The following is a 13,145-nucleotide window of genomic DNA, read 5'->3' on the forward strand; positions in this document are numbered from 1 at the left end:
CGGCTCGGGCTTCCTATACTCCCAGCCGAACCCACTTTTTTGTAGCAAGGAGTCGCGTCATGGATGAGCAAACACGCGTCGAAGTGGCAGAGCCTCGCTTCGAACATGGGCCGTTTCTGTTGATTGCCGGATTCGGCGGGCGATTTACCCAGGATTCCACCGAAGACATTCCGGCGTTGTGGGAAAAGCTCATGCCGCACCTGGGGAAGATTCCTGCGCAAGTGGGTGAGGTGACTTATGGCGTCTGCTGCAATGCGGACGGCAAGGGCGGCTTCGAGTACATCGCGGGAGTGCAGATCGACAAGCTTGATGAGTTGCCGGAGAAGTACCGTTGGGTTGAAATCCAGCCGCAGAAATATGCCGTGTTCGAGCACAAGGGATCACTGACGCAACTCCCCGACACCTTCCAGTACATCTGGAAAACCTGGCTGCCGCAGTCTGGGTACGAAGCGGCGGACGCCCCGGAGTTCGAGCGCTACAGCGAGGATTTCAATCCGAAACTGCTCACTGGCGAGCTGGAAATCTGGTTGCCGCTCAAACCCTGACAGCTCCGAACCGGGGTGAATCATGTCCGCCCCGGTTGATCTGCTTTATGCTTGGCGACCTCAATTCCAATGATTTCCGAGTTGCCATGAACACCGTCATCCGTAACGTCACCGCCGCCGACCTGGACCGCTGCTACGCCATCGAAACCGTTGCCTACGAAGGCGACGAAGCTGCGACCCGCGAGAAGATCGCCACGCGCATCGCCACCTGGCCGGACGGTTTCATCGTCGCCGAGGTGGAGGGGGGGTCGCCGGTTTCGTCAATTCCGGCGCAGCGTTCGATGTGCAGATGTCCGACGAAGCGTTCAAGGAACTGATCGGCCACGACCCGAAAGGGCCGAACGTGGTGATCATGTCGGTTGTCGTGCATCCAGATTATCAAGGACAGGGTCTGGCCAAGCGCTTGATGGCCGAGTTCATCGAACGCATGCGCGGGATGGATAAAGCGACGATTCATCTGATGTGCAAAGAGCAACACATCCCGCTATATGCCGGGTTTGGTTTTGCCTACATCAAACCGTCGGAGTCCGACCACGGCGGCATGGCGTGGCACGAGATGATCCTGACCCTCTGACCCTCTGACCCTCTGACCCTGATCGTTCCCACGCTCCGCGTGGGAATGCAGCCGGGGACGCTCCGCGTCCCAAAACCGTGACGCAGAGCGTCACAAGAGGCATTCCCACGCGGAGCGTGGGAACGATCATCGGTGGCAGTCAGTACAGAGAGTCGCGTACCCGTTTCGGCGCTTCCCGGTCGTAGGTGTCGGCATCGAACTCGCCGTCATTCAGGCGCTTGTGAAACGCGCCGGCACTTGGCAACGCCGAGCGCGGCAGGTGGGTTTGCGGGTTCCACGCATCCGAACGAACGAACGCTTTCGAGCAGTGAAAAAATGCCGCCTCCACCGTCACCAGCAACACCGTTTTCGCCGCTTTGCCATTCACCGCAAAACTCTTCAGCAACTCAGGCTCCGCGCTGATCTGCGCAGTGCCGTGGACCCGTAGTGTCTCGCCAATCCCCGGAATGATGAACAGCAGTGACACCCGAGGATCGTGCAGGACATTGCGCAAGGTATCGATGCGGTTGTTGCCCGGGCGATCGGGCAGGGCCAGGGTGCGTTCGTCGATGATCCGCACGAACCCGGGCTTGTCGCCGCGTGGCGAATTGTCGAGGCCATCGACGCCTATGGAGCTGACAATCACCAGCGGCGACAGCCGCACCATCGCCTGATAATCCTCGTTGAGGAAACCGATCTGCTTGCGCACCGCGCGTTCGTGCGGCTGGCCGTATATTGCTTCGAGTGCTGCGATTGACTTGATCATCGTGCCTCCTTCGACGATTTAGAAAAACAGCCCCATGCGCCGCTCGTAACCGATCCGGCCCTTGTAAGCTTCGCCGCTGTCGACGTAGCCGTGTTTGGCGTACAGCGCGATGGCCGCTTCATTGTCGGCGTCCACCGACAGTTCCAGCCCCTTGATTTCCGGCCAGGCTTCGCGCGCAACCTGGGGCAGCGCTTGCAGGCATGCCTTGCCGTAACCCTTGCCTTGCGCACGGTGATCAACCTGTAACGCGTGCAATGTGGCGCTGTGTTCATTAGCCCAGTCGGGCAGTACCGGCGGACGCTTGAGCAGCAGAAACGCCACCGGCACCTCGTCCACCAGCAGGGCGAACCCCTTCACCCCAGGGCCGGGTTTTGACAGCAGCGTGTGCAACGCACCGTGAATGTCGCCGGAGAACTTGATCTGTTCGGCGTGAATTTCAATCGCCTCGACTTGCTGACGCTGCAAGGCGTTCAGGCTGTCGTACGGCACGAGTCTGGCTGACAAGGGAATTTCCTTTTTCCTACAAAGAGTGAGTCTCGGATTCTAGCGATATTGGCGTCGTGAAATATTTTTGTTTGGCCTGTCGATTCGCGCAAAGCACAAACGACTAAGGGTGTCTTCCCACAAAAACCACGGAGAACACCATGAACGCACACAGCGAAATTCAGACCCTGATCAACACCTACCGCGAAGCGGTGATGACCAAAGACGTCGAAAAAGTCATGGCCCTGTACGCCGACGACATCGTCTCGTTCGACGCGATCAAGGCCCTGCAATTCAAGGGCAAAGCGGCATACCGCGCGCATTGGGTGGAGTGCATGCAAATGTGCCCTGGCCCGCACGTTTTCGAATTTCAGGAAATCGCCATCGAAAGCGCCGACACCATCGCCTTCGCTCACTGGGTCGCCAATTGCGGCGGGACCAATGAAAAAGGCGAAACCCAGAGCTGCTGGATGCGCGTCACCGCGTGTTATCGGCAGGTCGGCGGGGCGTGGAAAATCGCCCATGAGCATTGGTCGGCACCGTTCGATCCGATGAGCGGCGCGACCCTGTTCGATGTGCAGCCCTGATCTTCAGCCATAGTTGAACCGTTCGAATCAGGAGAATGCCATGAAGTATTTATGCCTGGTCTACAGCGACGAGCGCCTGCTGCATTCGTCGCCCGACAGCCCCGAAGACGCCGAATGCTGGGCCTACGCCGAGTCGATCCAGGGCAGCGGGCGGATGGTCGCCGCTGAAGCGCTGGAATCAGTGGACACCGCCACCACGGTCAGAATGCGCAACGGCAAACTGTCGATCACCGACGGGCCGTTTGCCGAAACCAAGGAGCAACTGGCCGGCTTCTACCTGATCGACGCCAAGGACCTCAACGAAGCGCTGCAGGTCGCCGGCAACATTCCGGCAGCGCGCGTCGGCAGCGTTGAGGTGCGACCGGTGCGGCAGTTGAATGTCTGATGTTCGGGCGCGGGTCGAGCAGGTCTACCGCCAGGATTCGCGGCGGATTCTGGCAACGCTGATTCGCCTGCTCGGTGATTTCGATCTAGCCGAAGAAGCCTTGCATGAGGCGTTCTTCGTTGCGGTCGAGCGCTGGCAGCGCGACGGCGTGCCGGACAACCCGCGCACCTGGCTGGTCTCGACCGGGCGCTTCAAGGCGATTGATGTGTTGCGCCGGCGGGCGCGGTTCAAGGCTTCGCAACCGTTGCTGCTGGCGCAACTGGAAGAACTCGAACAGGCCGACTGGAGTGGCGAGGACGTGGAAGACGATCGCCTGCGGCTGATCTTCACCTGCTGTCACCCGGCGTTGGCGGCGGACGCGCAAGTGCCGCTGACCTTGCGTGAAGTCTGCGACCTGACCACCGAAGAAATCGCCCGCGCCTTTCTTTCTGCGCCGGCAGCGATCGCCCAGCGCATCGTGCGCGCGAAAGCCAAGATTCGTGACGCGAAAATCCCTTATCAAGTGCCCAGCCTGAAGGAATTGCCCGAACGCCTCGACAGCGTGTTGCGAGTGATTTACCTGGTGTTCAACGAAGGTTATTCGGCATCGATCGGCACTGAGCTGACCCGCGAAGACCTGACCCGCGAGGCGATCCGCCTCGGGCGCTTGTTGATGGAATTGCTGCCGGAGCCGGAGGTCATGGGCCTGCTGGCGCTGATGCTGCTGCACGAATCGCGGCGACCGGCGCGCACTTCGCCGAGCGGCGAACTGGTGTTGCTGGATGATCAGGACCGCGTGTTGTGGGACGCCGGGTTGATCGCCGAAGGCTGTGCACTGGTGGAGCGTGCGCTGAGCACGCGGCAGTTTGGCCCGTATTGTCTGCAGGCGGCGATTGCCGCGGTGCACGCCGAGGCACCCAATGCGGCGCATACCGATTGGGTGCAGATCGTCGGGCTGTATGACGTGTTGCTGCGGGCGCTGCCGTCGCCGGTGATCGAATTGAATCGCGCGGTAGCGGTGGCCAAGCGCGATGGGCCGTTGGCCGGGCTGAGTCTGATTGAAGGGATTTTACAGCGTGGCGAATTGCAGGATTACCACCTGGCGCATTCGGCGCGGGCGGAGTTTTGTCGGCAGTTGGGGCGGCTGGCGGAGGCGCGCGAGGCGTATCAGCGGGCATTAGCGTTGACCCGACAGGAGCCGGAGCGGCGGTTTATTCAAGGGCGGCTTCTGGCGCTGGAAACGCCCTCACCCTAACCCTCTCCCAGAGGGAGAGGGGACTGATTGGGGGATATTGGAGAAATTCACCGACTCGCCTGAGCGTCTTGGAATCCATAATCGCAACGGTTGCCCAGGTCGATGCATGACGCAAGACACCTCACCCCAGCCCTCTCCCTTTGGGAGAGGGCTGGGGTGAGGGGCTTTTATTCAACGCCAAGCACTATTCCAGCATCTTCCCCAACAACCAGCTCCCCGCCGGCCCCGGTGGATACAAGCGTGACCACAGCGCATCGACAAACACCGGTTTCGGCCAGCCGCGCACGTTCAGTTCCACCAGCAAATCATTGCCATAACGCTGCGCCAGCCAGCGCGGCAGCGGTGCCCAGCCAAAACCTTTCTCGGCCATTTCCAGCAACATCAAATAACTCGGCGCCGACCACACCCGGCCTTTGCCACGGCTGTCATACGGATTGACGATGGTCGCCAGACGCAACTCGCGGTGCTCCTCCAGCAATTGCTGATCCACCTGTTCAAGCTTGGCCAACGCATGCTCGCGATTGACGAACAGGGCGATCTCGGTGCGTTCGGCCACGGTCGAGGTCACCAGATCTGGCGGGTAGGCTTCCTGCATCTCGGCGAAGGCCAGATGTGCGCGGCCGCGCTGGACCAGTTCAATCAGGTCTTCGCATTCGGCGATCAGGCATTCCAGTTGCAGATCCGGGTAGCGCTGCTCGAACTCCACCAGCGCCGCCTCGAAACGATACGACTGATAGGTGTCGGAAATCGCCACCGTCAGCTTCGGCTCGACGCCTTGGGACAATTGCCGTGCGGTCATTTCCAGGCGATTGCTCGCCGCCAGAATCGCCTCGGCCCGTTGCAGCAACACGTGCCCGGCCGGGGTCAGGGTCGGTTTACGGCTGCTGCGGTCGAACAGCACAACATCCAGATCGATCTCAAGACTCGCCACCGCCGCGCTGATGGTCGACTGACTGCGCCCCAATTTGCGCGCCGCGGCGGAGAACGAACCCTGCGTCGCCGCCTGCACGAACGCCAACAGCACTTCCTGGGAAATCATCAACTATCGCCTTGATCGATGGTTATTGGTTATGAAGTATCGATATGAGGACTGATCATGGCAACCATCTTCACTCAAGGAGTCAGGCCATGACTGCCGATAAATCCATCACTGAACGTATTTTCCAGGCCATCGGTTTCGAGCTGTTGGCGATCCTGATCTGCACGCCATTGCTGGCGTGGCTGTTGCAAAAACCGCTGCTCGACATGGGCGCGGTCACCGTACTGATTGCGCTGCTGGCGCTGGGTTGGAACGTGGTGTTCAACCGGTTCTTTGATCAGGTGCTGGCGCGTCTGAACGTTGCTCATAACGCTTGGGTGCGAGTGGTGCATGCACTGCTGTTCGAAGGCGGTTTGATCGTGATGGGTGTGCCGCTGATCGCCTGGTGGCTGTCGGTCAGCCTGTGGCAAGCGTTTTTGCTCGACATCGGTGTGCTGCTGTTTTTCCTGCCGTACACCTACGTTTATCACTGGGGTTATGACGTGCTGCGCGAGCGCTTCGTATCGCGCAACGTCTGTCAGGGTTAAACGCAAAAATCGCAGCCACTGAAGGCTGCGATTTTTTTTCGTTTCAAATCAGAGAAACATGCCGCCGGACGCCTCGACACGCTGGCCGTTGATCCACCGCCCGCCGTCGGACAGCAACAACGCCAGCGCGCCGCCTATATCGTCCGGTTGTCCGGCACGGCCCAGCGCGGTGTTGCTGGCGACCATCGCATTCAGCGCTGAATTGTCGCGCACGGCACCGCCACCAAAGTCAGTCTCGATGGCGCCCGGCGCAAGAATGTTCACGCCGATCTGCCGTGCGCCCAGCTCTTTGGCCTGATAGCGCGTCAGCACTTCCATCGCGCCTTTCATTGCCGCATAGGCGCCATATCCCGGCAGGCTGAAGCGGGTCAGGCCGCTGGAAACATTGATGATGCGCCCACCGTCGTTGATCAGCGGCAGCAACTGTTGAGTCAGGAAAAACGGTCCCTTCAGTTGCACATTCATCAGCAGATCGAACTGCTCCGGCGTGGTCTCGGCGAACAAGGCATGCACGCCAATCCCGGCATTGTTGACCAGAAAATCGAAGCGCTGACGGTCGAAGGTTTGCTGTAAGGCCTGCTCAACCCGCGCGCCGAAATCGGCAAAGCTGTCACTGCGGCCGACGTCGAGTTGCAGCATGACGGCTTTGGCGCCGAGCGCTTGTAGTTCGGTGACCAGCGCCTGCGCCTCGTCAGCGCGGCTGTGGTAGGTGCCGATGATGTCGATGCCTTGCGCGGCGAGGTGCAGTGCAGCGTTCTTGCCCAGGCCACGGCTGGCGCCGGTGATCAATGCGATTTTACGGTTCATGGGGCTTACTCCGATTGCGTTGAGTGGGGATGGATCAAAGTTTATTTATCCGCCCCAAGCTGATAAACAGAGTGAAAGCGGAATCACTGATCGGATCAGCCGAACAATCGTGGGGCGCCAAAATGAACAAACTGGAACTGCTGCGCACTTTTGTGCGGGTCAGCGAACTGTCGAGTTTCACCCTCGCCGGCGAAAGCCTGGGCCTGCCGCGCTCCACCGTGTCCGAACATGTGCAGGCGCTGGAAGCCTTGCTGGGCACGCGCTTGTTGCATCGCACCACGCGCAAGGTGCAAGCGACTCAGGACGGCATGGTCCTGTACGAGCGCAGCAAGGATCTGCTGTCGCACATGGACGAGATCGAAGGCTTGTTCCGCCAGGACGAGGCTTCGCTGACCGGGCGCATCCGTGTCGACATGCCGAATATTCTCGCCCGGCGTCTGGTCATGCCGCGTCTGCCGCAGTTCATGGCACGGCACCCGAACCTGCAGCTGGAAATCAGCAGCACCGACCGCCGCGTCGACCTGCTCAGCGAAGGTTTCGACTGCGTGCTGCGCGTCGGCGCGCAACCGGATCAATCGGTGGTGGCGCGGCACCTCGGCGACTTCTCGATGATCAACTGCGCCAGCCCCGCGTACCTCGAACGCTACGGCGTGCCGCAAACCCTGGAAGACCTTGCGCAGCATCGGCTGGTGCATTACGTCGGCGTGCTGGGGGCGCGTTCGGAAGGTTTTGTCTACGAGGAGGGCGGCCAGGTGCGACGCTTGGCGATGGCCGGCAGCATCACGGTCAACAGCACCGACGCCTACGAGTCGGCGTGTCTCGGTGGTTTTGGCCTGACTCAGGTACCGCGCACCGGCATGCAGCCGCATCTGGAAAACGGCGAGCTGGTCACCGTGCTGCCGCAATACACCGCGCCGGCGATGGCGATTTCGTTGCTGTATGCGCGGCAACGGCATTTACCGCTGCGGGTGCGGGTGTTCATGGATTGGCTGGGGGAGGTAGTTCAATCGACGCTCTGAAGCTGAGCGCATGACTCCTGTGGGAGCGAGCCTGCTCGCGAAGAGGGCGTGTCAGTTGATGTAGAGTTGGCTGATCCAGCGCCTTCGCGAGCAGGCTCGCTCCCACAGGGATTCTCATTTGCTCAGAAGATCTGGGTGAACAGCCAGTACAGGCTGCCCGACAGCAGGATCGCCGCCGGCAAGGTCAGCACCCACGCCATCAGCAAATTGCGGATGGTCTTCATCTGCAACCCGCCACCGTTGGCGACCATGGTCCCGGCCACACCGGACGACAGCACGTGGGTGGTCGAGACCGGCAAACCGAACATGTCCGCGGCACCGATGGTCAGCATCGCCACGGTTTCTGCCGAGGCGCCTTGCGCGTAGGTCAGGTGGGTCTTGCCGATTTTCTCGCCGACGGTCACCACAATGCGTTTCCAGCCGACCATGGTGCCGAGCCCCAGCGCAATGGCCACGGCAATCTTCACCCACAGCGGAATAAACCGCGTGGCGTTATCGATCTGCTGTTTGAACAATTGCAGTTTGCTGCTGGTGTCAGCGTCGAAATTGCCGACCTTGTTCTTGTCCATCAGGCGAATGCTTTCGCTGGCCAGGTACATGTCGTTGCGCACGTTGCCCATGGCCTCGGCCGGCACCTTGGCCAGCGAACCGTAGCCTCTGACTTGCTCGCCGATGTGCCCGGTCAGCGCGGCGAGGGCCGGGATCAGTTGCGGCGTGGCTTCCTTGCTGCGCACGTAATCGGAAAGGACCGGGCGCGGGTCGGCCGGTGCCGGCAGCGGTGCGCTTTTCACCAGTGCCTGCTGGGTGACTTGCGCGACGGCGGCGAACTGCAGCGATTGTTCTTCCGGCATGGTGCGGTTCAAGGCGTAGGCCATCGGCAAGGTGCCGACCAGAATCAGCATGATCAGGCCCATGCCTTTCTGCCCGTCGTTGGAGCCGTGGGCGAAGGACACGCCGGTGCAGGTGGCAATCAGCAAACCGCGAATCCACAACGGCGGCGGCGTGTTGCCTTCGGGAGCCTTGTACAACGAGCGATTCTTGACGAAGGCGCGCAGGGCCAGCAGCAACAGTGCGGCGCAACCAAAACCCACCAGCGGCGACAGCAGCAAGGCATAACCGATCTTGGTTGCCTGCGCCCAATCGACACCGCTGGTGCCGTCGCGGCCATGCATCAGCGCATTGGCCACGCCGACGCCGATGATCGAGCCGATCAACGTGTGCGACGACGACGCCGGCAGGCCCAGCCACCAGGTGCCGAGGTTCCACAGAATGGCAGCGATCAGCAAAGCGAAAATCATCGCGAACCCGGCGGACGAACCGACCTGCAGAATCAACTCCACCGGCAGCAGCGCAATGATGCCGAACGCCACCGCGCCGCTGGAAAGCAGCACGCCGAGGAAGTTGAAAAAGCCCGACCAGACCACCGCCACATTCGGCGGCAGCGAGTGGGTGTAGATCACCGTCGCCACCGCGTTGGCCGTATCGTGGAAACCGTTGACGAACTCGAAGCCCAGCGCAATCAGCAGCGCCACGCCGAGCAGCAGAAACGGCGTCCAGGTGGTCACCACCGTGCCGAGTTCGTGCATGTCGTGCATCAGGCTGTAGGCGGTGAACAGCATGCCCATCGCCAGCACGGCGAAAAAGATCACATAGGTGAACGGGCCGGGTTTCTTGTCCAGCGCCGGCCGGCCGCTAGCGGCAGAGGCGGGGCTGGCGGTCAGGGAGGGAGTAGCCATGAGCGGACAATCCTGAGCGAGGGAAGGAATGTCGCCCATGATCGTTGCAGAATGTTACAGAGAGACTGCGGCAGATCAGTGTTTGCGAGTTTAAGACCCGCCACGGATCCGAAGACATATGAAAATCCCCTGTGGGAGCGAGCCTGCTCGCGAACGCGCCGCGTCATTCACCATTGATTTATCTGACAGTCCGCCTTCGCGAGCAGGCTCGCTCCCACAATGGGGTCGTGGTGTGTGCAAGGTGGGTGCCTCAATAATCCCCACGCTTGCGAAACGCCCAGCGCCCGGCGATTACGGTGAACGTCGCCACCAGCGCGACCAGTACCCAGAACCCGTGCGGGTCTTGCGATAACGGCACGCCGCCGACATTCATGCCGAAGAACCCGGCGATGATGTTGATCGGCAGCGCCAGCACCGTGACCACGGTGAGGGTGAACAGCGTGCGGTTGCTCTGTTCGTTGAGGTTGGCGGCGATCTCTTCCTGAAGCAATTTGATCCGCTCGCCGAGGGCGGTGAGGTCGTTGATGATCAGCGCGAACTCCTCGGTGGACTTGCGCAACTCCTTCACGTCCTCTTTCTGCAACCACGGCGGCGGGCGGTTGAGCAGGCGCAGCAGTGAACCCGGTTCCAGTGCCAGCAAGCGTTGCAGGCGCACCAGCACCCGACGGTTGGCGCCGAGTTCGGCGCGGTTGGTCGACAACCGCGAGGAGAGCAATTCGTCCTCGATCTGGTCGACGCTCAGGCTGGTCTTGCGCACGATCTGCGTCAGCACTTCACCCTGATCGCGCAGCAGATGCACGAGCAATTCCGACGGCGAACGAAAGCGCTCGCCGGCCTTCACCGACGAGCGCAATTTGTCCACCGAGTGCAGCGGTTGCAAGCGTGCGCTGACGATCAGTTTGCTGCGCACACAAACCCACAGCGTCGACACGTCCGAGGAAACCATGCTGCTGAGGTTGAACACCACGTCGTTGACCACCGCCAGCAACGCCGAGTCGACATGCTCGATGCGCGTCGAGCGCGAGCCCTCATGCAGCGCTTCGAAAAATTCTTCCGGTAATTGCAGATGGCTTTTCATCCAGCGCTCACAGGCGGCGTGGGCCAGATTCAGGTGCAGCCAGAGGAATTCGCCGCTGTCGCTGTCGTCCTGCAAACAGCGCAACGCCGTCGCCGAGTCGACTTCGCGCCCGCGTTCGCCGGGCAGAAAACGGAAGCCATAGAGCAAACCGAACAGGTCCGGATCGCGATGGCTGATATCGAGGCTGTGATTCATGGCGGCTCGCTGCGAGGAGGGCGGCTGATGCGGGTTTTACAGGTTCACCTGAGCGGCATCATCGCAATGTCACATGACCGTTATGTGACAGTAAAACGGCGTCAAATCAATGCCTTACCGGCTGTCGGAAGATTCTCAAGAAAGGCTCTGGCACGCCGATCTCAGCTGAGTTAGGTTGCGCGCCATTGGCTTTGAGCCAAGGTGCGCCGACAGGGAGGTCCGGCCATTTTTCACGCTCGTTCCGGGCGTGCTCCACCCCTGTCGTGAGTACCTTCGATGCTGCAAAAATCCCTGAGAGCGCAAATGCTCGCCCTGTTGAGCGGCAGTCTGCTGGCGGTGCTGTTGATCGCGCTGGCCTGCTTCCATTTCCTGTCCAACGGCGTACAGAGTTACAGCCAGTTGCTCGCCGGGCCGTTGCACACCTCGCAACTGATCGACGAAGCCAACCTGCAATTCAAGGTGCAGGTGCAGGAATGGAAAAACGTCTTGCTGCGCGGCAAGCAACCGGCGGATCTGGCCAAGTACTGGGGCCAGTTCGAAGATCGTCAGCGCGACGTACAGAAAATCCTCGGCGAACTGGCCGGCCAGAGCGGCATCGAGCCGAGCCTGAAAACCCGCATCGAACGCCTGCGTGACGAACACCGCCAACTCGGCGCGGCCTACCAGAAGGGCCGCGATGCCTACGTCGCTGCCGGCGGTGACCCGGCGGCGGGCGATGCAGCAGTCAAAGGCGTCGACCGTGCGGCCAGCGATCAGATGAGCGAACTGGTGGCTGAACTGCGCCAGCAGGGCACCGAGCAGTCGGCGCTGATCAGTGCCGGGGCCGATCGCACGGTCTGGATCGGCTTGTTGGTGATGCTGGCGTCGGGTTTGTTGATCGGCCTGCTGAGCCTGTGGCTGGTCAACCGCAACCTGGTCGAGCCGATCCGCAAACTCATCGACTATGTGAGCCAATTGAGTCGCGGCCAACTCGCCGAACGAGTGACCAATGAGCGTCAGGACGAGCTAGGCAATCTCGCCACCGCGGCGAACACCTTGCGCGATTTCCTCGCCGACACCTTCAGCCGTTTGCAGCGCAGTGCCAGTGATCTGGACAGCGCCAGCGGCGAGTTGAACGCCATCGCCACAACCATGGCCGGCGGCACCAACGAGCAATTCAATCGCACCGATCAGGTGGCCACGGCGATGAACGAAATGTCCGCCACCGCCCAGGAAGTCGCGCGCCACGCCGCCGACGCCGCTCGCGCTGCCGACGATGCCGACCAGTCGGCGCAGCAGGGCGAGAAGGTCATGCAGACGACCATCCATTCGATCACGCAGATGCGCGGCGAAATCGCCAACACGGCGACGGTGATTCGTCGCCTCGAAGCGGACAGCGGGCGCATCGGCAAGGTACTGGAAGTGATTCGCGGCATCGCCGAACAGACCAACCTGCTCGCGCTCAACGCTGCCATCGAAGCGGCCCGCGCCGGTGAGGCCGGGCGTGGATTTGCCGTGGTCGCCGACGAAGTGCGCAACCTTGCGCAGCGCACCGCAGAATCGATCATCGAAATCAACCAGATCATCCAGAGCGTGCAGACCGGCGCGGTAGACGCTGCGCACGCCATCGACAACGGCCAGGCGCGCAGCGATGAAAGCGTCGAGCAAGTGACTCAGGCTGGCGCGATGCTCGAGCGCATCACTCATGCCGTGGAAGCGATTCGCGACATGAACCGGCAGATCGCTACCGCGGCTGAGGAGCAGACGTCGGTGGCGGAAGATATCTCGCGCAACCTCACCGAGATCACCGCGATTGCCAGCACCAATCTGGATAATGTGCAGCGCACCGAGAGTGCCAGCCAAAATTTGCATGGTTTGTCGGGGCAGTTGAATGAAGTGACGGCGCGGTTGAGTGCTTGATTGGTTTGGGTCGTGGTTCGTCAGTTTTTTCGGCGTGATGGCTTGGCCCTCACCCTAACCCTCTCCCACGGGAGAGGGGACTGACCGTGTTGATTGTTAGAGTGCAGTGGTCTAATTTCCCCGAACACCCCGATAGGTGGAAAATGCATCTATCGAGGAGTTATTCATGACCAAAAAACGCAGAGCATTCGACGACAGTTTTAAGCTGCAAGTCGTGAAGATGATCAAGGATCAGGGGCTGACCGTTGTGCAGGTTTGCCAGGATTTGAACATTGGTGAGACAGCCGTTCGA

At 60.9% G+C, this 13,145-nt stretch carries 14 protein-coding genes and 1 pseudogene; 9 read left to right on the plus strand and 6 right to left on the minus strand.

Annotated features, from left to right (window positions below; all coding sequences use genetic code 11):
• Window positions 1-59 precede the first annotated feature (59 nt).
• Window positions 60-545, plus strand: a complete 486-nt coding sequence (locus ACGSLL_RS24185) for a GyrI-like domain-containing protein (RefSeq protein WP_394508220.1) — start codon at window positions 60-62, stop codon at window positions 543-545.
• An 86-nt stretch (window positions 546-631) separates the two neighbouring features.
• A pseudogene (locus ACGSLL_RS24190) lies at window positions 632-1,119 on the plus strand (GNAT family N-acetyltransferase).
• Between the two features lie 139 nt (window positions 1,120-1,258).
• On the opposite strand, the gene ACGSLL_RS24195 reads toward ACGSLL_RS24190, so the two are convergent.
• On the minus strand, window positions 1,259-1,864 hold the full coding sequence (locus tag ACGSLL_RS24195) for a pyridoxamine 5'-phosphate oxidase family protein (RefSeq protein WP_394508221.1): 606 nt from the start codon (window positions 1,862-1,864) through the stop codon (window positions 1,259-1,261).
• Window positions 1,865-1,882: 18 nt separating this feature from the next.
• Window positions 1,883-2,368: a GNAT family N-acetyltransferase gene (locus ACGSLL_RS24200; RefSeq protein WP_394508222.1), complete on the minus strand. Its 486-nt coding sequence runs from the start codon at window positions 2,366-2,368 to the stop codon at window positions 1,883-1,885.
• Between the two features lie 140 nt (window positions 2,369-2,508).
• Between ACGSLL_RS24200 and ACGSLL_RS24205 the strand changes: the two genes are divergently transcribed.
• From ACGSLL_RS24205 to ACGSLL_RS24215, 3 genes are read left to right on the plus strand one after another with little or no spacing between them, the layout of a single operon-like run.
• Complete coding sequence (locus ACGSLL_RS24205) at window positions 2,509-2,934, plus strand: YybH family protein (RefSeq protein ID WP_394508223.1); 426 nt, start codon at window positions 2,509-2,511, stop codon at window positions 2,932-2,934.
• Between the two features lie 40 nt (window positions 2,935-2,974).
• Window positions 2,975-3,319, plus strand: coding sequence for a YciI family protein (locus tag ACGSLL_RS24210; RefSeq protein ID WP_336355244.1), 345 nt, complete (start codon window positions 2,975-2,977; stop codon window positions 3,317-3,319).
• Window positions 3,312-4,553: an RNA polymerase sigma factor gene (locus ACGSLL_RS24215; protein ID WP_394508224.1), complete on the plus strand. Its 1,242-nt coding sequence runs from the start codon at window positions 3,312-3,314 to the stop codon at window positions 4,551-4,553. The genes ACGSLL_RS24210 and ACGSLL_RS24215 overlap by 8 nt, the downstream gene beginning before the upstream one ends.
• A 184-nt stretch (window positions 4,554-4,737) precedes the next feature.
• On the opposite strand, the gene ACGSLL_RS24220 is transcribed toward ACGSLL_RS24215, so the two are convergent.
• Window positions 4,738-5,592, minus strand: coding sequence for a LysR family transcriptional regulator (locus ACGSLL_RS24220; protein WP_394508225.1), 855 nt, complete (start codon window positions 5,590-5,592; stop codon window positions 4,738-4,740).
• Between the two features lie 89 nt (window positions 5,593-5,681).
• Between ACGSLL_RS24220 and ACGSLL_RS24225 the strand changes: the two genes are divergently transcribed.
• Entirely contained in the window at window positions 5,682-6,119 is a 438-nt protein-coding gene (locus ACGSLL_RS24225) for a multidrug/biocide efflux PACE transporter (protein WP_394508226.1), read from the plus strand.
• Window positions 6,120-6,167: 48 nt separating this feature from the next.
• On the opposite strand, the gene ACGSLL_RS24230 is transcribed toward ACGSLL_RS24225, so the two are convergent.
• Entirely contained in the window at window positions 6,168-6,926 is a 759-nt protein-coding gene (locus ACGSLL_RS24230) for an SDR family NAD(P)-dependent oxidoreductase (RefSeq protein ID WP_394508227.1), read from the minus strand.
• A gap of 122 nt (window positions 6,927-7,048) precedes the next feature.
• Here ACGSLL_RS24230 and ACGSLL_RS24235 point away from each other — a divergent pair, with 122 nt between their 5' ends.
• Window positions 7,049-7,945: a LysR family transcriptional regulator gene (locus ACGSLL_RS24235; protein WP_394508228.1), complete on the plus strand. Its 897-nt coding sequence runs from the start codon at window positions 7,049-7,051 to the stop codon at window positions 7,943-7,945.
• A gap of 122 nt (window positions 7,946-8,067) precedes the next feature.
• Here ACGSLL_RS24235 and ACGSLL_RS24240 read toward each other — a convergent pair whose 3' ends face one another.
• A complete protein-coding gene (locus tag ACGSLL_RS24240) occupies window positions 8,068-9,681 on the minus strand; it encodes an inorganic phosphate transporter (protein ID WP_332766649.1) in 1,614 nt (537 codons plus the stop codon).
• Window positions 9,682-9,931: 250 nt separating this feature from the next.
• Window positions 9,932-10,954 (minus strand): transporter, encoded by a 1,023-nt coding sequence (locus ACGSLL_RS24245; protein WP_090285469.1) that lies wholly within the window; start codon window positions 10,952-10,954, stop codon window positions 9,932-9,934.
• 276 nt (window positions 10,955-11,230) lie between these two features.
• On the opposite strand from ACGSLL_RS24245, the gene ACGSLL_RS24250 reads away from it, so the two are divergent.
• Window positions 11,231-12,853, plus strand: a complete 1,623-nt coding sequence (locus tag ACGSLL_RS24250; protein ID WP_394508229.1) for a methyl-accepting chemotaxis protein — start codon at window positions 11,231-11,233, stop codon at window positions 12,851-12,853.
• 220 nt (window positions 12,854-13,073) lie between these two features.
• On the plus strand, window positions 13,074-13,145 hold a 72-nt coding region (locus ACGSLL_RS24255; RefSeq protein ID WP_394503822.1), incomplete at its 3' end, for a hypothetical protein.

Source organism: Pseudomonas retamae (assembly GCF_043496865.1).
GTDB classification, from domain to species: Bacteria; Pseudomonadota; Gammaproteobacteria; order Pseudomonadales; family Pseudomonadaceae; genus Aquipseudomonas; species Aquipseudomonas retamae.